This is a genomic window from Candidatus Nitrotoga sp. AM1P (assembly GCF_013168275.1).
Taxonomy (GTDB): domain Bacteria; phylum Pseudomonadota; class Gammaproteobacteria; order Burkholderiales; family Gallionellaceae; genus Nitrotoga.
The window spans coordinates 2,385,683-2,409,482 of record NZ_AP019547.1 but is presented as its reverse complement, the minus strand read 5'-3'; the positions used below and the strand labels follow the sequence as shown (position 1 = coordinate 2,409,482).

Here is a 23,800-nt window from a genome sequence, read left to right as displayed (position 1 = left end):
TGTCCTCTTCAAAATAATCATAAAGTTAAAAATTAAAGTTTTAAAATGCGGTCGCCGCGCCCGATGCCAGACGCGCCGGTACGCACGGTTTCCAGAATTAAGCTGCGATCTATGGCTTGCAAAAAGCTTTCCAGCTTGTGACCGGTGCCGGTTAATTCAATAGTGTAAGTTTTATCCGATACATCGATAATGCATCCACGGAAAATATCCGTCATGCGCTTCATTTCCTCGCGCACCGCACCCACGGCATGCACTTTCACCAACATTAACTCACGCTCCAGATGTCCGCCTTCGCTCAGGTCCATCACCGCGACTACCTCAATGAGCTTGTTGAGCTGCTTGTAAATCTGCTCGATCACTTCGTCAGAACCACTGGTTACTATAGTCATGCGGGACAGAGTGGCATCTTCTGTGGGCGCCACAGTGAGAGACTCGATGTTGTAGCCGCGCGCTGAAAACAACCCGGAAACACGCGACAAGGCACCCGCCTCATTTTCCATCAACAGGGAAATAATATGCCGCATTACAAATCCTCCGCCAGAATCACTTCAGACAAGCCCTTACCACCCTGCACCATGGGGAATACGTTTTCAGTCTGGTCTGTTATGAAATCCATGAATACCAATTGCTGCTTACGCCCAAACGCTTCTTTCAATGCAGGCTCCACATCCGATGGCTTCTCAATGCGCATACCAACATGACCATAAGCTTCCGCCAGCTTCACAAAATCGGGCAGCGCATCCATATAGGATTCAGCATACCGGTTGCCATGGAAAAACTGCTGCCACTGGCGCACCATCCCTAAATAACGATTATTTAACATGATAATTTTGAGCGGCAATTGAAATTGTTTGCAGGTGGAAAGCTCCTGAATACACATTTGAATACTGCCTTCACCAGTAACGCACGCTACATGCGCATCTGGGTGAGCAAGTTGCACACCCATCGCGGCGGGCAAACCGAAGCCCATGGTTCCCAGCCCGCCGGAGTTAATCCAGCGACGCGGCTTATCAAATTTGTAATATTGCGCCGCCCACATCTGATGCTGTCCAACGTCGGACGTAATGAAGGCATCACCCTGGGTAACTTCATACAGCTTTTCGATCACAAACTGCGGCTTAATTATTTCATCCGAATTTTTGTAGACTAAGCTATTCTTGCCGCGCCATTCCTTAATTTGCGCCCACCACGGCGCAATTGCCTGCTGATCAGGCTTTTCCTGGCTACCGTGCAATTCCGCCAACAACTCGTTCAACACATGCGCCACATCGCCAACGATAGGCAAATCCACCTTCACCCGCTTGGAAATTGAGGAAGGATCAATATCGATGTGAATGATCTTGCGTTTTTCCTGATTAAAGTGCTTAACATTACCAACCACACGATCATCAAAACGTGCTCCCACGGCCAGCAGCACATCACAATACTGCATCCCCATGTTTGCTTCATACGTACCATGCATACCCAACATTCCAACAAATTGCTTATCTGTCGCCGGATAGCCACCCAAACCCATCAAGGTGTTGGTACAGGGAAAGCCCAACAAATGTACGAGCTCAGTCAATTGCTTAGACGCATCAGCCAGGATCACGCCGCCACCCGCATAAATCATCGGCCGTTTGGCTGCCAGCAGCAACTGCACAGCACTTTTAATCTGCTCCAAGTCGCTATGTTGAGCCGGATGATAGGAGCGGATACTCACCGACGCTGGATAGCTGAACTCCGCCTTTTGACAGGATATATCTTTCGGAATATCCACCAGCACTGGCCCAGGGCGGCCACTTTTGGCGAGATAGAATGCCTTCTTAATAGTGCTGGCGATTTCCTTAACATCTTTGACCAAAAAATTATGCTTCACGCAAGGTCGCGTTATGCCAACAGTATCCACCTCTTGAAAAGCATCTTCGCCGATGGCATAAGTGGGCACTTGACCACTGATAATAACCATAGGTATAGAATCCATATAGGCAGTGGCGATACCTGTGACTGCATTGGTTACCCCAGGGCCAGAGGTAACTAATGCGACCCCCACTTTATCAGTGGAACGTGCATACCCGTCGGCGGCATGCACTGCAGCCTGCTCGTGGCGAACTAGTATATGTTTAACCTGATCTTGGGTGAACAACGCATCATAAATATGCAAGACCGCACCGCCAGGGTATCCGAACACATATTCAGCACCCTCTTCCTGCAAACATCTAATGGTTATTTCCGCGCCCGTCAGTTCCATGTCAAACTACCTTAGCAAACAATAATTAAAGAACCGTACAAGATAAAGGCTAGACGCATTTTGGTCAACCCCCTGCCAGAACGAGATTAACAATTATCTATTGATTTACGATGAAATTTGTTAGCATGAGTCACTCATTAATTTAGTTAAGACATCTATGAAAATTAAAAAAATCATCCCAATCGCAATGCTGCTCTAAAAATCTACTTACTTGCACATATTTTTAAAGACATTTAGCGCCGTGTAATTTTTGGCACCTTGAATATTAGAATTTGGGTAACGATTGAATTCCAATATTGCCCAGTAGCTATCATCCATCAGGGGAGCATTTCAAACTGGCCAGCCACGACGAACTTTCCAGATTTCTCGCTGAAACCGAACGCCGCGCCTACAAACAAGCATTGTTCGCGATACGTAACGAACATGTGGCGCTAGATATCGTACAGGACTCTATGCTTAAGCTTGCCGAAAAATATGGCGGTAAACCTGTGAATGAGTTACCCATGTTATTTCAACGTATCCTGCAGAACACTATTCGCGACCATTGTAGAAGGCAAAAAGTGCGCTCGAGGTGGGTTTCGCTGATGTCCTCGCTGGTTCCACAGCACGAGGAGGCTGAATATGAACCTCTGGATAGCCTTCAGGACGAAGACAACAACAGCCAAGGTCTTGCTCCTGATGCATCTTTTGAACAATCCCAACTTATTGCTCTGATTGAAGAAGCATTAATCATTCTCCCAGCACGTCAACGAGAGGCCTTCCTGTTGCGTTATTGGGAGGATATGGATACTACAGAAACGGCGGCGATCATGGGTTGCTCGGAAGGTAGTGTCAAAACACACTGTTCACGTGCTACCCATAGCCTCGCAGCCATCTTGAGAAAAAAAGGAGTTCACTTGTCATGAAAAAAGAGGAACTGAACCATGAAAATATCAAGCAGTTGCTTAACCACTCCGTCGCACAACTCGAACGACCTACACTGACACGCCTGCACCATGCACGGAAACAAGCTATGGCACGCTATACCACACGTAGTGTTGAGCCTGTATTTGCCCGAGCTGGGCATGCCATATGGCAAGCCTTCGGTACTCAACACAAATCGCGCTTGTGGGCTACCACTTTGCTGGTTGCGATTATTTTGTTCAGTGCTACAGCTTATTGGAATCAAATTACAAAATCGGATACAACCGACGTAGATATCGCCATTCTGACTGATGATTTACCCATACACTTTTACGTCGACTGATACAAATCATGTATTTAATCCGCCATTACCTGTTCACATTCAGCGTCGCCATATTTTTGTTTCTACCAGCAATAGCTGGGGCACAAACATGGGATAATCTCACCCCAGTGCAACGAGAAGCACTGGCTCCGCTCTCTAAAGAATGGAATACACTGCAAACACAGCAGCAGCAACGCCTCATCAATTTGGCAAAACATTACCCACAGCTGGATGCAGTACAGAAACAACGCCTGCATAATAGGCTGGAAAAATGGAGCAAACTAACGCCCGAACAGCGTAACCGTGCCCGCGAAAAATTCCAAGCATTTAGCAAAATTCCTTTGGAAAAACGCGAACAGGTCAAACAAATGGTTCGCCAACAAGAAGCTCAAAAATTAAGTATGCCTGCTGCAAACTCTGTATTAACCAACACACCATAAAATTTATAGTCATGCTTTCTTAAATGATGGATCTGGTGCACACTGCAACCACTCAATCACACGGATTTAGGTGGATATGAAGAAAACATGAAATCCAACGCTTCTATAATTTCGCTTTCAAACTGTCTATTTCACTTTGTTGATTACTAAGGAGACGCTGATTAATTCAAAATTTCGCGGAATTTCACGCATAACTAATTGATTTTTAAATGCTCTTAACTCTGGAATGCGAGTTAATCAGCGCTTCCCTAATACGTGCAGCTGCAATTTTTAAGCTGTTTAGCGTAGCAGTTCTAGAGCCATAAATTTTAAGCCCCCTGTTTTTTAACTTCATACATTTCTTTTATGAGCTAATTTACATTGATGAAAGTAATAAAGCTCCTATCTATAGGAGCTTTATTTTTCATGCCTTACAAAACAGTGCAGGTGTTTCAGAACGGTATGTCGTCATCGAAGTTATCAAAACCGCCGCTCTTGACTGGTGCCGGTTGTTTATTGGTAGCAGGCGCCCCAGCTGACGATGCAGCCGGTTTATCCACTATATCAAAACTCCCGCTGCCAGACTTACTGGATAACATCTGCATTTCATTAACAATGATATCGGTGGTATAGCGATCCTTGCCTTCCTTGTCCTGCCATTTACGCGTGGCAAGCTTGCCCTCAACATAAATCATCGAACCTTTCTTCAGAAATTCTCCGGCAATTTCGGCCAGGCGACGGTAGAAAGTCAGGTTATGCCATTCTGTTTTTTCCTGTTTTTCGCCGCTTTTGTCCTTCCAGTTTTCTGAGGTAGCCAATGTGGCATTGGTCACTGCCTCGCCATTGGGCATGTAACGCGTATCCGGATCTTTGCCCAGCCGTCCTACTAAAATTACTTTATTCACCGACATGTCATTCCCCTTTCACTAAATTTTCTACCGCGACTTCGTCAAAGCCACTCATATTTACTTTTAGACAAGCCATACATTCAGCTGGCACCACCATTACTTCGCGCACCCCATTTAATTGCGCCAAGCGTTGTTGCAAAACAGCGCCCGCGCGCCCATCCATTTCAGGCAATGGGTACATTTTTGTACGCACCGCTGCAGGCGGCTGCATGGTGCTGGCAACTAGCAACCACAGCAATAACAAACCTACCGCAAATACAAACACGGCGTTGCCGCCATAATATTGCATCAGAAAACCGCCCGCCATCGCACCAAAAAATGCGCCGAGAAATTGCACGCTGCTATATACGCCCATCGCCGTTCCCTTGGCCGCCAGCGGGGCAATCTTGCTGATCATTGACGGCAATGTCGCCTCCAATACGTTAAATGCGGTGAAGAACAGCAACAGCGACAGCATCACACCCCATACACTGTTCTGCATCAGCATTAATGATAATTGCCCTAGCGCCGCCAAGGCAATCGCGCCCATAAACACCTGCTTCATCTTTGCCTTTTTCTCGGCAACGATGATGGGCGGCACCATCAACATGAGAGCTAGCAACATAACCGGCAGATATACTTGCCAATGTTGCGCAACCTCCAACCCATTATTTTTCAGCACGAATGGCACTTGCATGAATACCGACATGAGAATTGCATGTAAGGAAAAAATACCGAAATCGAGTCGCAACAAATCTTTGTTACGCAGCACATCGCCAAATCGTTTGCTACTCGCCCCCGAACCAGAATGGAAGCGTGTGATAGCCGGATTTGGAATTACAAAAGCCACAAACAGCATGGCTAGAAGCGCCAATACGCCAGTCAGTGCAAAAATTCCGGGCACATCTATCACTCGATACAACATTGGTGCCAGCACCAGTGATATCGAAAATGTAATACCAATAGTGATTCCTATCATCGCCATCGCCTTGGTGCGGACTTCCTCACGCGTCAGGTCGGCCGTTAGCGCCATCACGGCAGCATTGATTGCTCCCGCGCCCTGGATCGCACGACCGGCGATAACCCAATAGATGTTGTCCGCCGAAGCTGCGATGAAACTGCCGATAGCGAATAGCAGCAGTCCAGCATAGATCACCGGTTTGCGCCCGTAATGGTCGGACATCCATCCAGCTGGGATTTGTAATACAGCCTGAGTTAAGCCGTAAGCACCGAGGGCAATGCCAATCAGGATATGATTTTCGCCGCCGGGCAGTCGTTCGGCGGCATACAGCGCAAATACCGGCAGAATGATGAACAGCCCCAGCATGCGCAAGCCATAAATACCGGCTAAGCCCATGCTGGCGCGGCGCTCAAGTGGTGTCATTGAATCAGGTGTGTATCCCATATTGAAGTGTTGGAAGCGCAAAAAATCGCGTATATTAGCAGGTTTGGCGCAACCTACGGTAACCGGCATGGACAGTATCAAAATACGTGGCGCACGCACGCACAACCTGAAAAACATCAGCCTCGATTTGCCGCGCAATCAACTTGTGGTCATCACCGGACTGTCGGGTTCCGGCAAGTCTTCCCTCGCCTTTGACACTTTGTATGCCGAGGGACAACGACGCTATGTAGAATCGCTTTCCGCTTACGCGCGCCAGTTTTTGCAACTAATGGCAAAGCCGGATGTGGACTTGATCGAGGGATTGTCACCTGCCATCGCTATTGAGCAAAAAGCCACGTCCCATAACCCACGTTCCACCGTTGGTACGGTGACGGAAATTCACGACTACCTGCGTCTGCTGTTTGCGCGCGCGGGTGACCCCTATTGCCCGCAGCATGACCTAGTGTTACAGGCTCAAAGCGTAGGGCAGATGGTGGACCATGTGCTGCAACTGCCACAAGACACGCGCATCATGATTCTTTCTCCATTGGTCATAGAGCGCAAAGGCGAACAAGTCGATTTGTTTAATGAGTTGCGTGCACAAGGTTTTATGCGGCTACGCGTAAACGGCACCGTGCATGAGATAGATAAGCTGCCCACACTGGCAAAGAATAAGAAGCACACTGTTGAGATTGTGGTGGATCGGCTGAAGGCCAGCGCAGACAATCAGCAGCGCTTGGCGGAATCATTCGAGACCGCATTACGCCATGCCGAGGGGCGCGCATTGGCAGTGGAAATGGACAGCGGCAAAAAACATATATTCTCTGCCAAATTTGCCTGCCCAATCTGCAATTATTCGTTGCCAGAACTGGAGCCGCGCTTGTTCTCGTTCAACAACCCGATGGGTGCCTGCCCAAAATGCGATGGGTTGGGCAGCATCAGTTTCTTCGATCCAAAACGGATTGTGGCTTTCCCGCATTTATCGTTAAGTTCTGGAGCAATCAAAGGCTGGGATCGACGCAACCAGTTTTATTACCAGATGCTGGACAGCTTGGCCAAGTATTACGATTTCGATCTGGAACGTCCGTTCGAAAGCCTGTCGGAAAAAACACAACAGATTATTTTGTACGGCAGCGGCAAAGAAGAAATCCCCTTCAGTTATCTCAACGAGCGCGGCAAACCCACGCTACGCGAGCATGCATTCGAAGGCATTATTAATAATCTGGAGCGGCGTTACAAGGAAACCACGTCTCCTACCGTGCGCGAGGAACTGGCGAAACATCTCAACACGTGCATTTGTCCTGATTGCAAAGGTACGCGCCTGCGCCTGGAAGCCCGCAATGTGCGCATCGCAGACCATGCTATATACGAGCTAAGCGCATTACCCTTGAAGCAGGCACTCACTTTCTTTCAACAAGTAAAGCTACCAGGCCACAAACAGGCCATCGCAGAAAGAATCGTTCACGAAATCACCAGCCGTCTGACCTTTCTCAACAACGTCGGCCTGGAATATCTGTCATTAGATCGTTCGGCAGAGACCTTGTCTGGTGGCGAATCACAGCGCATCCGCCTCGCTTCACAAATTGGCTCCGGCCTGACCGGTGTAATGTATGTATTAGACGAACCGTCCATCGGCTTGCATCAGCGTGACAATGATCGTTTACTGGGTACACTGAAACGCCTGCGCGACATGGGCAACAGTGTAATCGTAGTAGAACATGACGCGGATGCAATCCAGGCTGCCGATCACGTGGTGGACATGGGTCCCGGTGCAGGCGAATATGGAGGCATGGTCGTCGCGCAAGGCACACCGCAAGAAGTATGTGCCAACCAGCATTCGCTGACGGGTGATTATCTTTCTGGTCGGCGCAACATCGAAGTACCCAAAAAATATCTCTCCCCCGATCCGGAACGCATGCTACAAATTCAAGGCGCATGCGGCAACAACCTGAAACATGTCACACTTAATTTACCTGTTGGCCTGCTGGTGTGTATCACTGGCGTATCCGGTTCCGGCAAATCCACCCTCATCAACGACACGCTGTATCACGCCGTCGCACAACACTTGTATGGGAGCAACGCCGAACCCGCGCCATTTGTCAAAATCGACGGGCTGGAATTTTTCGACAAGGTCATTAACGTGGATCAGTCACCCATCGGACGCACCCCAAGATCTAACCCTGCCACTTACACCGGTCTATTCACCCCCATCCGCGAGCTATTCGCCGGAGTGCCACAATCGCGCGAGCGCGGCTATGGCCCTGGGCGATTCTCGTTCAACGTAAAAGGCGGACGTTGCGAATCCTGCCAAGGTGATGGTGTGATCAAAGTCGAGATGCATTTCCTACCTGACCTCTATGTACCATGCGACGTATGCCATAGCATGCGCTATAACCGAGAAACGCTAGAGATACAATACAAGGGTCAAAACATCCACCAGATTTTACAAATGACAGTGGAACATGCACATGAGTTTTTCAAACCGGTACCAATCATCGCACGTAAATTGCAAACTATGCTCGACGTGGGGCTTGGCTACATCACATTGGGGCAAAGCGCGACTACGCTATCCGGCGGCGAAGCACAACGCATCAAATTGTCGCTGGAACTTTCCAAGCGCGACACCGGACGTACTCTGTACATCTTGGACGAGCCCACAACCGGCTTGCATTTTCATGATATCGCTCTGCTTCTGAAAGTTATTCAGAAACTGCGTGACCAAGGAAACACCGTGGTAGTAATCGAACATAACCTCGACGTAATAAAGACCGCCGACTGGATCATAGACCTTGGACCTGAAGGTGGAGGTGGAGGGGGGGATATCATCGCACAAGGCTCGCCAAATGACATTGCCGCCAATCCGCAAAGTGTTACTGGCACTTACCTGAAACAAATATTGAAAATAATCAGTCAATAGAAGATGAATTCCATCATCACCCGTCCGCCTGATTCATCCCTCATTACATCAAATCACACTCCATCCGCAGTACATTACATCCACAAAACCACATGATCTCCGGCATTAGCCAGGGATCTATTGCTACAACGTATCAAAGGTAAAGACAACATATTGCGATCAAATTTTAGGCTCTAAGCAAGAAGAATAGAAAGCCATTAAATCGCAGTGCAAAAGTATCAATTTTTTTTGCAATACTTACCAATATTATGTTACCCTGACCCAGCTGTTAGAAGTTTCTAAGAGCCCCCGCGGACGGTACGAGTGGGTTTATCTTTTTTATTTATTTACTTAGAGGAGTAATAATTATGCGCAGAGTTAACTCACTGGCACTACTGCTTGCTATTAGTTCCCCGGCTGCCATGGCATATGACGGCCCACATGCTCAATACAATTTTCTTCCTCCGGCAGGCTCGTTTGCACCCGATCCCCAAGCCGGCAGTCTGCATCCAGAAAGGCAAGTCGGCATACCGGGCAACTATCCTCCTGGCGGCGGTGAAACAGCCCCTAAATACCAATATGAAACCCAAGGTCAATATAACATTGGGAAACATCATTTAGAGCAATGGCAAAAAGAAGAAGGCGGTGCTGGTCAAGCCAGTTATCATGGTAAACAACCCACCAAATATACCCCAGACTTTAAAACCGCTATTCCATATGCAGATGGCAAACCTCTTTACGATACAGACTTTAACGAATCCTGGGCGGGAGACAGAGCAAATGGTACTGGAGGCTGTATAGCAAGTGGAGCCCCGTATTGCGTAGCTCCGATTGAAACCGGTCTGGGTTATCATCCTGAAGAAACCGATGCGAGCAAAACCTACACTAAAATTCACGGCGTTAATGATGGCACCCCGAGGGGCACGGGTTCAATTGTAACCATGAATGCAGTCGTAGAAAATACTGATACTAAAGCAGGTACAAAACCGGCAAAGATCAGGCTTCAATATGCAATAGTACCCGGCGGAAACTTTGTGGATACTACTCGTCAACCTCAAAATGCCGGTTACACAAAGTTAGCTCCTGAAGGTACATACCGTTACCAATCGCCAACCATTCTATACAATGATGAGCATGGGCATCTGTTTATAGATGGCAAGCATTTTTCCGGGATACATTTATTAAACGGCAGCTATGGCTACACGGTTGGCTTGGATCTGCTCGGACCAGGAAAGCATGACATCTGTATCAAGATAGTAGATGAGTTCCATGAAGTGGTTGATATGGGAACGCAAGCTTGCGTTGCAGTTACAGTTTAAAGTGAATTTATTGTATTTGTAAAATACTTGAACTATGCCGTCCGTATAGTGCATGTATTTTGTGTAAAAATTGGGTATCTTCGCTTAATGAACGGTACCCACTTTATACAAAAATACTAGCTTAAATTGATTGCGAAACAGCTTGTTATCAAGCGTATTTGCAATAATAAAAAAGCCAGCCTAAGCTGGCTTTTTTATTATTGCATCTTCACTCACCAATAAAATTAACTAAATATTAGCATTGATCTTTTTTCCACCTTAAACTCTCATGAAATCGTCGATTGCCCACACTAATCTTTAGAATAATCTAAACTTGATTCCAACACGCTTGTGCAACCCCTAAACTTTATATCCATTTTCCAAGCGTAAATAAAAAAATTATCCTTTCAGCCTATCCGTTTAACATGTTATATTAATAAAACGGCTAAACGCATAAAATATCACTCCCGAGTAATATAAATAATGTTTTTATCTATACATTCCAAGAAGAAAAACTATGCGCATACTTAAACCACTAATAATATCGTTTTTTTTGGGCAGCTACGTTCCAGTCGTTGTAGCGGCTGATGCTTCAGTAACGATTTCATCACCCATTGATGGAGCAAAAATAAGTAGAAAATCGAAAATCGAAGTTTCCTACGAAGTAGTACCCGGTCCGAATGGCGATCATGTACATTTATACGTGGATGACAAGGAAGCAGTCGTAATACGCAAACTAAAAAGCAACCACACAGTAGAACCTCTGGATCCAGGAAAACACGCCATATGCATCAAAATAGTTAACAAGGGGCATACTCCCATCGGGACCCAAGCATGCACCAACATTAACATAATATAATGACTTGACTGTTATGGAAAACCTGAGCTACGCCTTAGTACAGGTGGTGCATAATTTTGGTGCCGTTGCTGTTATGGGCGGTGCCGCATTTGCATTATGTCTAGGAACAGTTGCTCTCTATCGCAAACTTGCTTGGCTAGTGGGATTCGGATGGATGGCTCAAGCAATGAGCGGCATGAGTTTTGCTGCAGTCAGCTATCATTACTACGGAAAACTTCCAGACATACATGGCATTGCTATGACTGCGTTGCTTATTAAAATGTTATGTGCAGTATCTGGAGTGAGTATTGTCATAATTTACCTACGCTATTCCACTAATCTGACCATAGAGCGCCAACATCTTGCATGGCAACTGCTCGCAGCCCTTGGCCTAATAGCACTGACCGCAGCTGCCTTTTTACGCTGGTTTTCTTAAAACAGTACCCGCGCGCGCGCCCCCCTAAACCCCTAGATCGTAGAGCTCAGCGACGAGCACAAGCAAGCATGTACAATAGATTGAATATACTCCCGATAAATATTTTCATGACTAATTGATGATACGACCAAGTGAAATTTGAAGTGGGAGGAGCCCCCCGCCCCTGTGCGATTTGACTGGTTCGTAAATTCAAACATATCTTGGCCGGATTAATAATATTAATAAATAAAAAAGCCGGACAAGTCCGGCTATGCATCTTTATTTATTCGTATTATTTTGTTTCAGTTTCAACCGATTCATTTACCAATGGGCGATCTAACAACTCTACCAGCGCCATTGGTGCATTGTCTCCTTTACGAAAACCAAATTTCAAGATACGTGAATAGCCTCCATTCCGAGTTGCATAACGTGGGCCAAGCTCATCGAACAACTTAGTAACCATTTCGCGGTCACGCAACCGTGCAAATGCCAAGCGGCGGTTAGCCAAACTAGGATTCTTGCCCAAAGTTAAAACCGGCTCAGCTACACGACGTAGTTCTTTTGCCTTAGGCAGCGTAGTTTTTATAACTTCATGACGCAGCAAAGAAGCTATCATATTACGCAGCATTGCCAACCGATGGCTGCTTGTACGATTAAGTTTTCTTAGTCCTAAACGGTGACGCATAATTATCCTTTCTTACTTCTCAATAGTCACTGGCCAATTTTCCAATTTCATTCCCAATGATAGACCATGTTCAGCCAGTACCTGTTTGATTTCGTTCAAAGACTTACGACCCAAGTTAGGGGTACGTAACAAATCATTTTCAGTGTTTTGAATCAAATCCCCAACATAATGAATACTTTGTGCCTTAAGGCAATTGGATGAACGTGGAGTCAGCTCCAAATCGTCTACTGGACGCAACAACATAGGATCAACCTTAGGAGTTTGTGGCTTTTCCACAGGCGCTGGCGTGCCTTCCAGTGCGGCAAATACTGAAAACTGTTCAACTAATATACGAGCCGCATAACGAATCGCTTCTTCAGGGTCAATAGCACCATTAGTTTCAATTTCCATTATCAGTTTGTCTAAATCGGTGCGCTGTTCTACACGAGCACTTTCAACTGCATAGCTAACCCGGCTCACTGGACTGAAAGATGCATCAAGAGCAATATGTCCAACTGCACGATTTTCAAGTGGAGACTGACGAGCAATAGCTGATACGTAGCCTCGACCTTGCTCGACCTTAATTTCCATATCCAACTTACCGCCCGCAGTCAGATGAGCGATAACGTGAGAAGGATTAATCACCTCAGTATCAGCATCAACAATAATATCACCTGCCGTCACCACACCTATGCCTTCTTTCTTCAAAGTCAGCATAACTGCATTAGCATTATGAAGCTTAAGCACTACTCCCTTTAAATTAAGCAAGATTTCAACTACATCTTCCTGTACGCCATCAATAGAGGAATATTCATGTAACACACTAGCAATTTTAACCTCAGTAGGAGCATAACCAGGCATGGAAGACAACAGTATGCGGCGCAAAGCATTACCAAGTGTATGCCCATAGCCACGTTCAAAAGGCTCCATCACAATTTTAGCCTGCATGCTGGAAGTTCTTTGCACTTCGATAATGCGGGGTTTCAGAAAATCATTGTTATGCATATCCGACTCCGCATGAATTACTTGGAATACAACTCGACAATAAGATGCTCGTTAATAGACGCAGGCAACTCAGAGCGTTGAGGCTTAGACTTATATGTACCCTTCATAGCCTTAGAATCAACCTCAACCCATTCCGGGAAACCACGTTGCTCGGCTGCTTGCAATGCCGCCTTAACGCGCAGCTGCATCTTGGCGCTGTCTGCTATCTCGACCACATCACCAGTACGAATCTGGTAGGATGGTATATTGACACGTTTGCCATTCACCAAGATACCATTGTGTCGAACTACTTGGCGTGCCTCGGAACGAGATGCACCGAAACCCATGCGATAAGATACATTATCTAGACGTGATTCCAGCAACTGCAATAAATTTTCACCAGTAATACCGCGCTGTATTTCTGCCGAGCGATAGGTCAAACGAAATTGGTGCTCGAGCATGCCATAAATACGACGAACTTTTTGCTTTTCACGCAACTGACCACCGTAATCAGACAAGCGAGAGTTTTTCTTTTGTCCGTGCTGACCAGGAGGATAAGCACGACGCTCAACCCCGCATTTATCGGTAAAACATTTTTCGCCCTTCAGAAACAGTTTTTCGCCTTCACGACGGCACTGACGGCACTTTGGATCCAGATTTCTAGCCAAGGCTATCTCCTAAATTTAGATACGACGCTTTTTTGGCGGACGGCAGCCATTGTGTGGAACTGGCGTAATGTCAGAAATGCTGGTGATTTTAAAACCTGCCGCATTTAAAGCACGCACTGCCGATTCACGACCAGGGCCGGGACCTTTTATGCGCACTTCAAGGTTTTTTACGCCACATTCCTGAGCAGCCTTACTGGCTGTCTCACCAGCAATTTGCGCTGCGAAAGGTGTGCTTTTACGCGAGCCTTTAAAACCATTGCTGCCACTAGTAGACCAAGCCAAAGCGTTACCCTGGCGGTCAGTAATTGTCACAATAGTATTGTTAAAGGAAGCGTGCACATGGGCAATACCCTCAGCTACGTTCTTTTTGACTTTTTTGCGCACTCGCGTGTTTGTTTTAGCCATGCTCAATCCTCTCGAAAATTACTTCTTGGCGCCGGCAACAGACTTGCGCGGACCCTTACGAGTGCGCGCATTAGTGCGCGTCCGTTGTCCCCGCACTGGCAAACCACGGCGATGGCGCAAGCCACGATAGCAACCTAAGTCCATCAATCTTTTTATATTCATCGAAATTTCTCGACGCAAATCGCCTTCCACCGTAAACTTAGCGACCTCATCGCGCAATTTATCCATTTCTGCATCAGCGAGATCTTTTATTTTGGTGGAGATGTTAACCCCGACAGCGGCGCATATTTTACGCGCCCGAGTGTTACCAACACCATAAATCGCGGTCAAAGCGATTACAGTGTGCTGATGATTTGGAATGTTTACCCCTGCAATACGAGCCATGCAACTACCCTATCGTTTAAAAAAGGCATTAAAGATTACCATTTGAGAGAGAAGCTTACTCACCCTCACTTAGCCCTGGCGTTGCTTGTGGCGTGCATCACTACTACAGATCACGCGTACAACCCCTTTACGCCGTACTACTTTACAATTACGACAAACTTTTTTTACCGATGCTTGCACTTTCATTTTTTCTCCTTAGTACTACACGCAACTACTACTTGGCGCGAAAGGTAATGCGCCCTTTGGTCAAGTCATAGGGGGTCAGTTCAACTGTAACCTTATCACCGGGCAAAATACGAATATAGTGCATACGCATCTTACCGGAGATATGACCCAACACTATATGACCATTTTCTAGCTTCACACGAAAGGTTGCATTAGGAAGAGATTCTACAACCTCTCCCTGCATTTGCATCGCATCTTCCTTGGCCATCAGCGAATCAATCCACCCTTAAAATTTGCCTTCTTTAACAAGCTTTCATACTGATGCGTCATCAGATAAGATTGAACTTGCGACATAAAATCCATAGTCACCACAACCATAATTAATAACGAGGTACCGCCAAAGTAAAATGGCACGTTCCACTTTACTACCAAAAACTCTGGCAACAGACACACCAATGTCACGTACACAGCACCAACCAAAGTCAAGCGCAGCATGATGTTTTCAATGTACCGAGCAGTCAAATCACCTGGACGAATTCCAGGTAAAAAAGCGCCACTTTTCTTCAGGTTTTCTGCCGTTTCTTTCGGATTGAAAACGAGTGCTGTATAAAAAAAACAGAAGAAAATAATTGCCGCTGCATACAACATCACATATATAGGCTGGCCTGGAGACAGTTTGTCACTGATATCTTTCAACCAATTCAATCCTTGACCGCTCGCAGACCAACCAGCCAACGTTGCCGGGAATAAAATAATACTTGAGGCAAAAATTGGTGGTATCACACCAGCCATATTTACTTTTAACGGCAAATGCGAACTTTGACCACCATATACCTTATTTCCAACCTGACGCTTGGCATAATTGACAAGAATTTTTCGCTGACCGCGCTCAACAAACACTACCAACGCTGTTATTCCAATCGAACCAAACAATAACAATAACACCAGCGGGATAGAGAACGCGCCAGTCCGCGCTAATTCCAGAGTGCTACCAATTGCATTAGGTAATCCCGCAGCAATCCCAGCAAAAATAATCAGAGAGATACCATTTCCTAGGCCACGCTCAGTAATTTGCTCTCCCAACCACATTAAAAACATTGTGCCAGATAACAAGGTAATTACTGTAGTTATTTGAAACATCATTCCTGGATGCAATACCAATCCTGCTTGTGATTGCAGTGCCACAGACATACCAAATGCTTGAAACAGTGCCAGCGCCAAAGTGCCATAGCGTGTGTACTGAGTAATCTTACGACGACCCACCTCACCGTCTTTTTTCAATTGTTCTAGATGTGGTACCGCATGTGTGGCCAATTGCATGATAATGGAAGCGGATATGTACGGCATAATACCCAGCGCTAGAATCGTAAAACGCGAGAGCGCACCACCAGAAAACATGTTAAACATGCCTAAAATACCGCTCTTTTGCGAATTGAACAAATCAGCCAACACCATAGGGTCAATACCTGGCACCGGTATATGCGCACCAATACGGTAAACTACCAATGCACCCAACAAAAACCATAAACGGCGGCCAAGGTCACCATACTTACCATTATTCAAACGCTTTTTAGCTACCGCATCCACAGGAGCCACCATTACTCTGCAATGCTACCGCCAGCAGCTTGAATTGCAGCACGCGCACCCTTGGTAAGCAACAAACCTTGTAACTTCACGGAGCGCTTGATCTCACCAGACATCACAACCTTAACAATCCGCGCTGCAGCAGGCACAACTCCAGCTTGTTTCAATGACAACAAGTCAATCACATCAACCGCCATTTTTTCCAAGTCAGATAAGCGAACTTGAGCACTGTCATAACGAGTCAACGAAATAAAACCGCGCTTAGGCAAACGGCGTTGCAACGGCATCTGACCACCTTCAAAACCAACCTTATGAAAGCCACCAGAACGCGATTTTTGACCTTTATGGCCGCGACCACAAGTTTTACCCAGACCGCAACCAATACCACGTCCAACACGACGCTTAGCATGAGTAGAACCTTCTGCAGGTTTAATTTTATTGAGTTGCATTTATGCCTCGCACTTAACCAAGTAATAGACCTCGTGAATCATGCCTCGTACAGCTGGCGAATCTTCCACTATGACGGTATGATTTAAACGACGCAAACCTAACCCACGCACACATGCGCGATGCGATTCTTTAGTACCGATCACGCTTTTAACCAGTGTTACGCGAAGCTTTCCCATTGCTGCTGTTACGTTTTGTTGAGTCTGTGCCATTTGAATTACCCCTGAATTTCTTCTATGCTCATACCACGCTTGGCAGCAATTTCAGATGGAGAATTGATAGCCTGCAGCCCATTCAAAGTTGCGCGCACTACATTGTATGGATTACTCGAACCAATGCATTTAGCCAAGACATTATGTACACCCACTGCCTCAAACACAGCACGCATTGCGCCACCCGCAATAATTCCAGTACCTTCTGATGCTGGCTGCATGTACACCTTTGCAGCGCCATGACGCCCAATCACCGTATGATGCAAAGTGCCTTTATTCAAATTAACATTAATCATCTTTCGACGTGCCTCTTCCATCGATTTCTGCACGGCAACCGGCACCTCCTTAGACTTCCCCTTGCCCATGCCTATGCGACCATCGCCATCTCCAACTACGGTTAGCGCGGCGAATCCCATAATGCGACCCCCCTTCACCACCTTGGTTACACGATTGATCGAAATCATCTTCTCGATAAGACCATCACCACGATCCTCCGATTGTTGCATTCTTCCCTGCGCTTTAGCCATCATTCACCTCAAGTTAGAACTTCAAGCCATGCTCACGTGCAGCAGCAGCAAGCGCTTTTACACGGCCATGATATTTATAGCCGGAACGGTCAAAAGCAACCTCAGCAATACCAGCATCTTTAGCTTTTTCAGCGATACGCTTTCCCACCATTATGGCGGCCGCAATATTTCCCCCATTAGCAAGCTCTTTCCGCACCTCAGATTCTAAAGTTGAAGCACTTACTAAAACTTTACTGCCGCAAGCAGAAATCACCTGAGCATAAATATGTAAATTGCTGCGACGTATTGCCAAACGAATCGACTTCTGACCAGCAATTTTGGCACGCGTTTTACGAGCCCTGCGCTGACGCGCATCATTCTTGATAAACATTATCCGCCTCAATTATTTTTTCTTAGTTTCTTTCAGCTTTACCACTTCTTCGGCATAACGAACCCCTTTACCCTTGTAAGGCTCAGGCTCTCGGAACGCGCGAATTTCAGCGGCAACTTGACCAACCTGTTGCTTATTTGTACTTTTTAATACAACTTCGGTTTGTGTCGGCGTCGAAACAGTGACACCAACAGGCACCTTATAAACCACAGGGTGGGAAAAACCAAGAGTCAGATTAAGAATGTCATCAGTGGCTTGAGCACGATAACCAACGCCAACCAAGGTCAGCTTACGCTCGAAACCCTTGGTCACACCTTGTACCATATTAGCAACCAGCGCACGAATAGTACCCGACATAGCATCCGCTTTCGCAGATTCATTGCTAGCTTTGCACAGCAACTCCTCACCCTCATGCTGCACAACAACATCGTTGCTCAGCGTCTGTTTCATTGTTCCCAACGGGCCTTTAACGGAAATTTCGTTAGCAACCAGCATTACTTCGACACCAGCCGGTAAAGCTATAGGATTTTTAGCGACTCTAGACATAATTACCCCGTTACGCGACTATGCACAACACTTCGCCACCAATTCCATTGGCGCGTGCCTTGCGATCAGTCATCAACCCCTTTGAGGTAGACACAATGGCAATACCCAAACCGTTCATCACATTAGGTATATCATCGCAACCCTTGTACATACGTAGACCAGGGCGACTTACGCGCTGAATATTTTCAATCACTGGTCGTCCTGCATAATATTTCAGGTCAATTTCCAATGTAGGCTTACCGCCCACACTAGAAACATTATAGCCCCCTACATAACCCTCATCCTGCAGCACTTGGGCAATCGCCACTTTTAGCTTAGAAGAAGGCATCCTTACGTTTGCTTTTTCCGCCATCTGCGCATTTCTAATGCGCGTCAGCATGTCGGAGATCGGATCACTCATACTCATAGATTCACCCTTACCAGCTTGCCTTGATTACACCAGGTACCTCACCGCGCATTACAAACTCACGCAGCTTAATTCGACCCAGACCAAACTTGCTGAAAACACCACGCGGACGCCCAGTCAACGAGCAACGATTACGCAAACGCACCGGGTTAGAATTTCTCGGAAGTGCTTGCAGCTTCTGACGGGCAATATAACGATCTTCATCACTCAATTTAACGTTAACTATAGTTGCCAACAGCTCAGCACGCTTAACGGAGTATTTTTTTACTATGTCGCGACGCTTTTGTTCGCGATTAATGACAGCTGCTTTAGCCATTTTACCCTCAGTTCTTCAACGGAAATTTGAAAGCCAGTAGGAGCGCACGCGCCTCTTCATCAGTTTTTGCACTGGTAGTAATAGTGATATTCATACCACGCAATGCATCAATTTTGTCATATTCAATCTCTGGGAAGATAATCTGTTCCTTAACACCCATATTGTAATTGCCACGACCATCAAACGCTTTGCCAGAAATACCCCGAAAATCACGGATACGCGGAATAGCCACCGTTACCAAACGATCTAGAAATTCATACATACGGGCTTTACGCAAAGTAACCTTGCATCCAACAGGATAATTTTCACGAATTTTAAAACCTGCGATAGACTTCTTAGATTTGGTCACGACCGGTTTCTGCCCAGCAATTTTCTGCATATCACTAACAGCATGCTCCATAACTTTCTTGTCTGCCACTGCTTCACCCACTCCCATATTTAGAGTGATCTTTTCAATACGCGGCACTTCCATAATAGACTTATAACCAAACTGCTTCATCAGCCCCGGAGCTACCGTATCTTTGTAAAACTCATACAGACGAGCCATGCCATTCCCCCTTTACGCGCCAATCACTTCGCCACTCGACTTAAAGATCCGCATTTTGCGACCATCTTCAAGGACTTTAACACCAACACGATCAGGCTTTTTTGATGCCGCGTTATAAATAGCAACATTTGAGACATGGATCGATATTTCCATGGCCACGATACCACCAGTCAAACCCTTTACTGGATTTGGCTTCTGATGCTTTTTGACCATGTTAACGCCACTTACCAGCAAACGATCACCAAGCACTCGCAACACACTACCACGGCTACCTTTGTCTCTTCCAGCTATGACAATTACGTCATCATTTTTTTTAATCTTGCGCATAACTCTTCCTTAGACTGCTTTATATCGTCGCTTATACAATACTTACCGCCGCTTACAAAACCTCAGGAGCGAGCGATACGATTTTCATAAATCGCTCAGTACGTAACTCTCGCGTAACCGGGCCAAAAATTCGAGTGCCAATTGGCTCAAGTTTCGCATTCAGCAAAACCGCAGCATTACCATCAAATTTTATCAAAGAACCATCCGGACGACGCACACCCTTAGCTGTACGCACCACCACAGCACTGTATACCTCACCTTTTTTTACGCGGGCACGTGGAGCAGCATCTCTTATGCTGACTTTAATTACATCCCCAATGGCCGCATATCGACACTTGGACCCACCCAATACTTTGATGCACATAACAGAACGCGCGCCAGTATTGTCAGCCACACTTAAAACAGATTGCATTTGTATCATTATTTATACTCCAACTTTATCCGCATAAAAGCGACTAGTCTTGGAACCCGTTTGGGTTAGGTTGCCGCAAAAAAAGCAGCAATTAAGCGAAGTCTCGCAGTATACGTGAGACTTTTAAGTAACACAAGCATTAAATAAAATTAATTTTGCCGTTTTAACGGTAGATTTTACCGGTCTGACGGCAGAATAGAAATTAAACCGCTTGAGATTTTTCAACTAGTTTAGTCACACGCCAACTCTTGGTCTTAGCCAGCGGACGGCATTCTTCTATTGAAACTAAATCACCCTGATGAAATTCATTATTCTCATCATGAGCATGATATTTTTTCGACACACGCAATACTTTACCTAAAAGAGAGTGCTTAACCTTACGCTCAACCAGTACGGTAACAGTTTTATCCATCTTGTCACTTACAACCATGCCCACCAGCGTTCGCTTTAAATTTGTTGCACTCATTATTGAGTACCCTTTTCTGTCAATATGGTTTTCACGCGAGCAATGTCACGACGCATCTTGAGAAGCTGGCTATTATTACTCAATTGCTGTGTTGCCACCTGCATACGCAAGCCAAATTGCGCTTTGGTCAGAGACAGCAATTCTTTATCCAAATCTGTTACAGATTTAATTCTTAATTCGTTCGCCTTCATAATTACGCCCCTACTTGTCTAATTACAAACGTCGTGGCAATAGGTAGCTTAGCTGAAGCAAGACGGAAAGCCTCGCGCGCTATCAACTCTTCCACGCCATCCATCTCATATAGCATCTTGCCAGGCTGAATTTCAGCAACATAATACTCCGGATTACCCTTACCATTACCCATACGTACTTCGGCAGGCTTTTGTGAAATAGGTTTGTCCGGAAAAATACGAATCCAAATACGGCCACCACGTTTAATGTGGCGAGTCATGGCGCGCCGCGCCGCCTCAATCTGACGTGCCGTTAGGCGACCACGGGCTACGGCCTTGAGACCAAACTCACCAAAGCTAACCTTGTTGCCTCGTGTCGCGATACCGGTATTACGCCCTTTTTGCTCCTTGCGATATTTTCTTCTAGCTGGCTGTAGCATGTTTTGTCCCCGGCTTTCTTACTCTTTTTTCAGGTTCGGATGCTATCGGCGCAGATACTTCCTCTACACCAGTATGATCGCCTTTATAAACCCATACCTTAACGCCAATGATGCCGTAAGTGGTTTTAGCCTCAGCAGTACCGTAGTCGATATTAGCACGTAGCGTATGTAATGGCACACGTCCTTCGCGATACCATTCAGTGCGCGCAATTTCGATTCCATTAAGACGACCTGCACTCATAATCTTAATACCTTGAGCACCCAGCCGCATGGCGTTCTGCATAGCCCGTTTCATAGCCCGGCGGAACATGATGCGCTTTTCTAACTGCGAGGTAATGCTTTCCGCAATCAACTGAGCATCAGTTTCAGGCTTCCGCACTTCCTCAATGTTTAATGCGACATCAGGCAACCCCATGCGCTTTCTTAACTCGGCCCGCAGAGCTTCGATATCCTCACCCTTTTTGCCAATCACAACACCGGGGCGAGCGGTATAAATTGTTATTTTAGCGTTTTTAGCTGGTCGTTCGATGACGATCTTGGATACACCCGCACCAAAAAGCTTTTTCTTCAGATAATCACGTACCTCAATATCCTTAAGTAGCATCCCGGCAAAATTCTTGCTGTTAGCATACCATTTCGAAGTCCAGTTTTTCTGCACACTCAATCGAAAACCAATTGGATGAATTTTCTGTCCCATATCTGCTTAGCTCCCAACGATAATCGTAATGTGACAGGTCTGCTTCTCGATGCTATTGCCTCGTCCCTTGGCACGAGCCGACGTCCTTTTCAGCGAGGCTCCTTTATCCACATAGATAGTAGCAACCTTCAGGTCATCAATGTCAGCGCCATCATTATGCTCAGCATTGGCAATTGCTGACTCCAAGCCTTTTTTAATAATTACAGCTGCTTTTTTTGGGCTAAAAGCTAGAGTATTTAATGCCTGACTAACTGACAAACCCCGAATTTGATCAGCCACTAAACGGCCCTTCTGAGCCGACAGGCGAACACCTTTTACTACTGCGATTGTGTTCATCATACCTCCTTATTTTTTCTTGACCACTGCTTTTTTGTCAGCAGCGTGTCCTTTGAAAGTGCGAGTCAGCGAAAATTCACCAAGCTTGTGACCCACCATATTCTCAGAGATATACACAGGGATATGCTGCTTGCCATTATGCACAGCAATTGTCAAACCAACGAATTCAGGCAGCACTGTAGACCGTCGCGACCAAGTCCTCACTGGTCGCTTATCATTACTGACACGCACAGTTTCAATTTTTTTTACTAAGTAAGCATCGACGAATGGACCTTTTTTAATGGAACGTGCCATAATTTTTACCCCTTAAGTCTGAAAGCGACGGCGTGCTATCATGCCGTTAGTGCGCTTGTTACGACGTGTACGAAAGCCCTTGGCTGGCACACCCCATGGGCTGACCGGATTACGACCAGCAGCAGTCTTTCCTTCGCCACCCCCATGCGGATGATCAACCGGGTTCATCGCCACACCACGCACGGTCGGGCGCACTCCACGCCAACGCATCGCACCAGCCTTACCGATAGAACGCAAGCTGTGCTCTGCATTGCCAACTTCGCCTATGGTCGCCTTACAATCCACATGTACCTTACGAATTTCGCCCGAACGCAAACGCAATTGTGCGTACCCACCCTCACGTGCCAACAATTGCACTGAAGTACCAGCCGAACGTGCCAATTGCGCGCCTTTACCTGGCATCATTTCAATGCAGTGTATAGTCGAACCTACCGGAATATTGCGCAACGGCAAGGCATTACCCGCCTTAATTGGCGCTTCTGAGCCGCTCACTAATTGAGAACCTACCGCTACACCCTTAGGCGCAATAATGTAACGGCGCTCGCCATCAGCGTAGCATAAGAGCGCCACATGCGCGCTGCGGTTCGGGTCATATTCTAAATGCTCAACAATAGCAGAAACACTATCTTTATCACGCTTGAAATCAACTATGCGATAATTTTTTTTATGCCCACCACCCATATGTCGGATGGTGATATGCCCATTATGGTTACGACCAGCCGTTCTGTTCTTTTTTTCCAGCAACGGCGCATGGGGCTTCCCCTTATGCAAGTCACTATTGACCACACGCACAACAGCGCGTCGCCCCGGAGAGCTTGGTTTTAGTTTGATCAGTGCCATA

General features: G+C 46.4%; 35 protein-coding genes. 6 read left to right on the top strand and 29 right to left on the bottom strand.

Annotated features, from left to right (window positions below; translation table 11 throughout):
• Window positions 1-32: 32 nt before the first annotated feature.
• Together ilvN and W01_RS10960 are read right to left on the bottom strand one after the other, a co-directional pair.
• On the bottom strand, window positions 33-524 hold the full coding sequence (gene ilvN / locus W01_RS10965) for an acetolactate synthase small subunit (RefSeq protein ID WP_173054631.1): 492 nt from the start codon (window positions 522-524) through the stop codon (window positions 33-35).
• Window positions 524-2,230: an acetolactate synthase 3 catalytic subunit gene (locus W01_RS10960; protein WP_173054629.1), complete on the bottom strand. Its 1,707-nt coding sequence runs from the start codon at window positions 2,228-2,230 to the stop codon at window positions 524-526. The genes ilvN and W01_RS10960 overlap by 1 nt, the downstream gene beginning before the upstream one ends.
• A 335-nt stretch (window positions 2,231-2,565) precedes the next feature.
• Here W01_RS10960 and W01_RS10955 point away from each other — a divergent pair, with 335 nt between their 5' ends.
• Genes W01_RS10955 through W01_RS10945 form a run of 3 tightly spaced genes read left to right on the top strand, consistent with a single transcriptional unit; the run spans window position 2,566 to window position 3,895 of the window.
• Window positions 2,566-3,135: an RNA polymerase sigma factor gene (locus tag W01_RS10955; protein ID WP_173055924.1), complete on the top strand. Its 570-nt coding sequence runs from the start codon at window positions 2,566-2,568 to the stop codon at window positions 3,133-3,135.
• Window positions 3,132-3,476 carry a DUF3619 family protein gene (locus tag W01_RS10950; RefSeq protein WP_173054627.1) on the top strand — a complete coding sequence of 115 codons (345 nt, stop codon included), beginning with the start codon at window positions 3,132-3,134 and terminating at the stop codon, window positions 3,474-3,476. Before W01_RS10955 ends, W01_RS10950 begins: the two co-directional genes overlap by 4 nt.
• A gap of 8 nt (window positions 3,477-3,484) precedes the next feature.
• Window positions 3,485-3,895, top strand: a complete 411-nt coding sequence (locus tag W01_RS10945; protein ID WP_173054625.1) for a DUF3106 domain-containing protein — start codon at window positions 3,485-3,487, stop codon at window positions 3,893-3,895.
• 431 nt (window positions 3,896-4,326) lie between these two features.
• On the opposite strand, the gene ssb is transcribed toward W01_RS10945, so the two are convergent.
• Both ssb and W01_RS10935 read right to left on the bottom strand, forming a co-directional pair.
• Window positions 4,327-4,785 carry a single-stranded DNA-binding protein gene (gene ssb, locus W01_RS10940; protein WP_173054623.1) on the bottom strand — a complete coding sequence of 153 codons (459 nt, stop codon included), beginning with the start codon at window positions 4,783-4,785 and terminating at the stop codon, window positions 4,327-4,329.
• Window position 4,786: 1 nt separating this feature from the next.
• Entirely contained in the window at window positions 4,787-6,145 is a 1,359-nt protein-coding gene (locus W01_RS10935; protein ID WP_173055922.1) for an MFS transporter, read from the bottom strand.
• An 88-nt stretch (window positions 6,146-6,233) separates the two neighbouring features.
• Between W01_RS10935 and uvrA the strand changes: the two genes are divergently transcribed.
• From uvrA to W01_RS10920, 3 genes are all read left to right on the top strand, one after another.
• Window positions 6,234-9,062: an excinuclease ABC subunit UvrA gene (gene uvrA, locus W01_RS10930; RefSeq protein ID WP_173054621.1), complete on the top strand. Its 2,829-nt coding sequence runs from the start codon at window positions 6,234-6,236 to the stop codon at window positions 9,060-9,062.
• 347 nt (window positions 9,063-9,409) lie between these two features.
• Window positions 9,410-10,360, top strand: coding sequence for a hypothetical protein (locus tag W01_RS10925; protein ID WP_173054619.1), 951 nt, complete (start codon window positions 9,410-9,412; stop codon window positions 10,358-10,360).
• 851 nt (window positions 10,361-11,211) lie between these two features.
• Window positions 11,212-11,613 (top strand): hypothetical protein, encoded by a 402-nt coding sequence (locus tag W01_RS10920; protein WP_173054617.1) that lies wholly within the window; start codon window positions 11,212-11,214, stop codon window positions 11,611-11,613.
• 271 nt (window positions 11,614-11,884) lie between these two features.
• Here the strand turns inward: W01_RS10920 and rplQ are convergent, their stop codons facing one another.
• From rplQ to rplB, 25 genes are all read right to left on the bottom strand, one after another.
• Window positions 11,885-12,277 carry a 50S ribosomal protein L17 gene (gene rplQ, locus W01_RS10915; protein ID WP_173054615.1) on the bottom strand — a complete coding sequence of 131 codons (393 nt, stop codon included), beginning with the start codon at window positions 12,275-12,277 and terminating at the stop codon, window positions 11,885-11,887.
• Between the two features lie 12 nt (window positions 12,278-12,289).
• Entirely contained in the window at window positions 12,290-13,261 is a 972-nt protein-coding gene (locus tag W01_RS10910; RefSeq protein ID WP_173054613.1) for a DNA-directed RNA polymerase subunit alpha, read from the bottom strand.
• A gap of 17 nt (window positions 13,262-13,278) precedes the next feature.
• Complete coding sequence (gene rpsD, locus W01_RS10905; RefSeq protein WP_173054610.1) at window positions 13,279-13,908, bottom strand: 30S ribosomal protein S4; 630 nt, start codon at window positions 13,906-13,908, stop codon at window positions 13,279-13,281.
• Window positions 13,909-13,923: 15 nt separating this feature from the next.
• Window positions 13,924-14,313 carry a 30S ribosomal protein S11 gene (rpsK, locus tag W01_RS10900; protein ID WP_173054608.1) on the bottom strand — a complete coding sequence of 130 codons (390 nt, stop codon included), beginning with the start codon at window positions 14,311-14,313 and terminating at the stop codon, window positions 13,924-13,926.
• A gap of 18 nt (window positions 14,314-14,331) precedes the next feature.
• Entirely contained in the window at window positions 14,332-14,697 is a 366-nt protein-coding gene (gene rpsM / locus W01_RS10895) for a 30S ribosomal protein S13 (protein WP_173054606.1), read from the bottom strand.
• Between the two features lie 69 nt (window positions 14,698-14,766).
• The gene (gene rpmJ / locus W01_RS10890; protein WP_173054604.1) at window positions 14,767-14,883 is read right to left on the bottom strand and encodes a 50S ribosomal protein L36; all 117 of its coding nucleotides are present in this window, start codon (window positions 14,881-14,883) and stop codon (window positions 14,767-14,769) included.
• Between the two features lie 28 nt (window positions 14,884-14,911).
• The gene (gene infA / locus W01_RS10885; protein ID WP_173054602.1) at window positions 14,912-15,130 is read right to left on the bottom strand and encodes a translation initiation factor IF-1; all 219 of its coding nucleotides are present in this window, start codon (window positions 15,128-15,130) and stop codon (window positions 14,912-14,914) included.
• Complete coding sequence (gene secY / locus W01_RS10880) at window positions 15,130-16,461, bottom strand: preprotein translocase subunit SecY (protein ID WP_173054600.1); 1,332 nt, start codon at window positions 16,459-16,461, stop codon at window positions 15,130-15,132. Before secY ends, infA begins: the two co-directional genes overlap by 1 nt.
• A complete protein-coding gene (gene rplO / locus W01_RS10875) occupies window positions 16,461-16,895 on the bottom strand; it encodes a 50S ribosomal protein L15 (RefSeq protein ID WP_173054598.1) in 435 nt (144 codons plus the stop codon). Before rplO ends, secY begins: the two co-directional genes overlap by 1 nt.
• Window positions 16,896-17,072: a 50S ribosomal protein L30 gene (gene rpmD / locus W01_RS10870; RefSeq protein WP_206752338.1), complete on the bottom strand. Its 177-nt coding sequence runs from the start codon at window positions 17,070-17,072 to the stop codon at window positions 16,896-16,898.
• A gap of 38 nt (window positions 17,073-17,110) precedes the next feature.
• Complete coding sequence (gene rpsE, locus W01_RS10865; protein WP_445082529.1) at window positions 17,111-17,611, bottom strand: 30S ribosomal protein S5; 501 nt, start codon at window positions 17,609-17,611, stop codon at window positions 17,111-17,113.
• Window positions 17,612-17,645: 34 nt separating this feature from the next.
• Window positions 17,646-18,002 carry a 50S ribosomal protein L18 gene (gene rplR, locus W01_RS10860; protein WP_173054592.1) on the bottom strand — a complete coding sequence of 119 codons (357 nt, stop codon included), beginning with the start codon at window positions 18,000-18,002 and terminating at the stop codon, window positions 17,646-17,648.
• A 12-nt stretch (window positions 18,003-18,014) separates the two neighbouring features.
• The gene (gene rplF, locus W01_RS10855; protein ID WP_173054590.1) at window positions 18,015-18,548 is read right to left on the bottom strand and encodes a 50S ribosomal protein L6; all 534 of its coding nucleotides are present in this window, start codon (window positions 18,546-18,548) and stop codon (window positions 18,015-18,017) included.
• Window positions 18,549-18,558: 10 nt separating this feature from the next.
• Window positions 18,559-18,954, bottom strand: coding sequence for a 30S ribosomal protein S8 (rpsH, locus tag W01_RS10850; protein WP_173054588.1), 396 nt, complete (start codon window positions 18,952-18,954; stop codon window positions 18,559-18,561).
• Window positions 18,955-18,964: 10 nt separating this feature from the next.
• Window positions 18,965-19,270 carry a 30S ribosomal protein S14 gene (gene rpsN / locus W01_RS10845; RefSeq protein ID WP_173054586.1) on the bottom strand — a complete coding sequence of 102 codons (306 nt, stop codon included), beginning with the start codon at window positions 19,268-19,270 and terminating at the stop codon, window positions 18,965-18,967.
• A gap of 7 nt (window positions 19,271-19,277) precedes the next feature.
• Window positions 19,278-19,817, bottom strand: coding sequence for a 50S ribosomal protein L5 (gene rplE / locus W01_RS10840; RefSeq protein WP_173054584.1), 540 nt, complete (start codon window positions 19,815-19,817; stop codon window positions 19,278-19,280).
• Between the two features lie 12 nt (window positions 19,818-19,829).
• A complete protein-coding gene (rplX, locus tag W01_RS10835; RefSeq protein WP_173054582.1) occupies window positions 19,830-20,144 on the bottom strand; it encodes a 50S ribosomal protein L24 in 315 nt (104 codons plus the stop codon).
• Between the two features lie 52 nt (window positions 20,145-20,196).
• Window positions 20,197-20,565, bottom strand: a complete 369-nt coding sequence (gene rplN / locus W01_RS10830; protein ID WP_173054580.1) for a 50S ribosomal protein L14 — start codon at window positions 20,563-20,565, stop codon at window positions 20,197-20,199.
• Window positions 20,566-20,758: 193 nt separating this feature from the next.
• Entirely contained in the window at window positions 20,759-21,022 is a 264-nt protein-coding gene (gene rpsQ / locus W01_RS10825; protein ID WP_173054578.1) for a 30S ribosomal protein S17, read from the bottom strand.
• Entirely contained in the window at window positions 21,022-21,213 is a 192-nt protein-coding gene (gene rpmC, locus W01_RS10820; protein ID WP_173054576.1) for a 50S ribosomal protein L29, read from the bottom strand. The genes rpsQ and rpmC overlap by 1 nt, the downstream gene beginning before the upstream one ends.
• 2 nt (window positions 21,214-21,215) lie before the next feature.
• On the bottom strand, window positions 21,216-21,632 hold the full coding sequence (gene rplP, locus W01_RS10815) for a 50S ribosomal protein L16 (RefSeq protein ID WP_173054574.1): 417 nt from the start codon (window positions 21,630-21,632) through the stop codon (window positions 21,216-21,218).
• On the bottom strand, window positions 21,616-22,329 hold the full coding sequence (gene rpsC, locus W01_RS10810; RefSeq protein WP_173054572.1) for a 30S ribosomal protein S3: 714 nt from the start codon (window positions 22,327-22,329) through the stop codon (window positions 21,616-21,618). Before rpsC ends, rplP begins: the two co-directional genes overlap by 17 nt.
• Before the next feature lie 6 nt (window positions 22,330-22,335).
• Window positions 22,336-22,665, bottom strand: a complete 330-nt coding sequence (gene rplV / locus W01_RS10805; protein ID WP_242006944.1) for a 50S ribosomal protein L22 — start codon at window positions 22,663-22,665, stop codon at window positions 22,336-22,338.
• 9 nt (window positions 22,666-22,674) lie between these two features.
• Complete coding sequence (gene rpsS, locus W01_RS10800) at window positions 22,675-22,959, bottom strand: 30S ribosomal protein S19 (RefSeq protein WP_173054568.1); 285 nt, start codon at window positions 22,957-22,959, stop codon at window positions 22,675-22,677.
• Window positions 22,960-22,971: 12 nt separating this feature from the next.
• A complete protein-coding gene (gene rplB / locus W01_RS10795) occupies window positions 22,972-23,799 on the bottom strand; it encodes a 50S ribosomal protein L2 (RefSeq protein WP_173054566.1) in 828 nt (275 codons plus the stop codon).
• Between the last annotated feature and the right edge of the window lies 1 nt (window position 23,800).

Excerpts from the sequence above, each read along its gene's own strand:
- rpsQ (WP_173054578.1), bottom strand. The coding sequence starts at position 21,022 with ATGAGTGCAACAAATTTAAAGCGAACGCTGGTGGGCATGGTTGTAAGT.
- rpmC (WP_173054576.1), bottom strand. The coding sequence starts at position 21,213 with ATGAAGGCGAACGAATTAAGAATTAAATCTGTAACAGATTTGGATAAA.
- rplE (WP_173054584.1), bottom strand. The coding sequence starts at position 19,817 with ATGGCTCGTCTGTATGAGTTTTACAAAGATACGGTAGCTCCGGGGCTG.
- W01_RS10935 (WP_173055922.1), bottom strand. The coding sequence starts at position 6,145 with ATGACACCACTTGAGCGCCGCGCCAGCATGGGCTTAGCCGGTATTTAT.
- ssb (WP_173054623.1), bottom strand. The coding sequence starts at position 4,785 with ATGTCGGTGAATAAAGTAATTTTAGTAGGACGGCTGGGCAAAGATCCG.
- rpmD (WP_206752338.1), bottom strand. The coding sequence starts at position 17,072 with ATGGGAAAGCTTCGCGTAACACTGGTTAAAAGCGTGATCGGTACTAAA.
- W01_RS10910 (WP_173054613.1), bottom strand. The coding sequence starts at position 13,261 with ATGCATAACAATGATTTTCTGAAACCCCGCATTATCGAAGTGCAAAGA.
- secY (WP_173054600.1), bottom strand. The coding sequence starts at position 16,461 with ATGGTGGCTCCTGTGGATGCGGTAGCTAAAAAGCGTTTGAATAATGGT.
- W01_RS10950 (WP_173054627.1), top strand. The coding sequence starts at position 3,132 with ATGAAAAAAGAGGAACTGAACCATGAAAATATCAAGCAGTTGCTTAAC.
- rplP (WP_173054574.1), bottom strand. The coding sequence starts at position 21,632 with ATGCTACAGCCAGCTAGAAGAAAATATCGCAAGGAGCAAAAAGGGCGT.
- rplN (WP_173054580.1), bottom strand. The coding sequence starts at position 20,565 with ATGATACAAATGCAATCTGTTTTAAGTGTGGCTGACAATACTGGCGCG.
- rpsK (WP_173054608.1), bottom strand. The coding sequence starts at position 14,313 with ATGGCTAAAACAAACACGCGAGTGCGCAAAAAAGTCAAAAAGAACGTA.
- W01_RS10945 (WP_173054625.1), top strand. The coding sequence starts at position 3,485 with ATGTATTTAATCCGCCATTACCTGTTCACATTCAGCGTCGCCATATTT.
- rplQ (WP_173054615.1), bottom strand. The coding sequence starts at position 12,277 with ATGCGTCACCGTTTAGGACTAAGAAAACTTAATCGTACAAGCAGCCAT.
- rplX (WP_173054582.1), bottom strand. The coding sequence starts at position 20,144 with ATGCGCAAGATTAAAAAAAATGATGACGTAATTGTCATAGCTGGAAGA.
- rpsN (WP_173054586.1), bottom strand. The coding sequence starts at position 19,270 with ATGGCTAAAGCAGCTGTCATTAATCGCGAACAAAAGCGTCGCGACATA.
- uvrA (WP_173054621.1), top strand. The coding sequence starts at position 6,234 with ATGGACAGTATCAAAATACGTGGCGCACGCACGCACAACCTGAAAAAC.
- rplO (WP_173054598.1), bottom strand. The coding sequence starts at position 16,895 with ATGCAACTCAATAAAATTAAACCTGCAGAAGGTTCTACTCATGCTAAG.
- rplF (WP_173054590.1), bottom strand. The coding sequence starts at position 18,548 with ATGTCTAGAGTCGCTAAAAATCCTATAGCTTTACCGGCTGGTGTCGAA.
- rpsH (WP_173054588.1), bottom strand. The coding sequence starts at position 18,954 with ATGAGTATGAGTGATCCGATCTCCGACATGCTGACGCGCATTAGAAAT.
- infA (WP_173054602.1), bottom strand. The coding sequence starts at position 15,130 with ATGGCCAAGGAAGATGCGATGCAAATGCAGGGAGAGGTTGTAGAATCT.
- rpsS (WP_173054568.1), bottom strand. The coding sequence starts at position 22,959 with ATGGCACGTTCCATTAAAAAAGGTCCATTCGTCGATGCTTACTTAGTA.
- W01_RS10925 (WP_173054619.1), top strand. The coding sequence starts at position 9,410 with ATGCGCAGAGTTAACTCACTGGCACTACTGCTTGCTATTAGTTCCCCG.
- rpsE (WP_445082529.1), bottom strand. The coding sequence starts at position 17,611 with ATGCAACAATCGGAGGATCGTGGTGATGGTCTTATCGAGAAGATGATT.
- rplB (WP_173054566.1), bottom strand. The coding sequence starts at position 23,799 with ATGGCACTGATCAAACTAAAACCAAGCTCTCCGGGGCGACGCGCTGTT.
- W01_RS10920 (WP_173054617.1), top strand. The coding sequence starts at position 11,212 with ATGGAAAACCTGAGCTACGCCTTAGTACAGGTGGTGCATAATTTTGGT.
- W01_RS10960 (WP_173054629.1), bottom strand. The coding sequence starts at position 2,230 with ATGGAACTGACGGGCGCGGAAATAACCATTAGATGTTTGCAGGAAGAG.
- rpmJ (WP_173054604.1), bottom strand. The coding sequence starts at position 14,883 with ATGAAAGTGCAAGCATCGGTAAAAAAAGTTTGTCGTAATTGTAAAGTA.
- rplR (WP_173054592.1), bottom strand. The coding sequence starts at position 18,002 with ATGTTTATCAAGAATGATGCGCGTCAGCGCAGGGCTCGTAAAACGCGT.
- rpsM (WP_173054606.1), bottom strand. The coding sequence starts at position 14,697 with ATGGCTCGTATTGCAGGGGTAAACATTCCAAATCATCAGCACACTGTA.
- ilvN (WP_173054631.1), bottom strand. The coding sequence starts at position 524 with ATGCGGCATATTATTTCCCTGTTGATGGAAAATGAGGCGGGTGCCTTG.
- rpsC (WP_173054572.1), bottom strand. The coding sequence starts at position 22,329 with ATGGGACAGAAAATTCATCCAATTGGTTTTCGATTGAGTGTGCAGAAA.
- rplV (WP_242006944.1), bottom strand. The coding sequence starts at position 22,665 with ATGAACACAATCGCAGTAGTAAAAGGTGTTCGCCTGTCGGCTCAGAAG.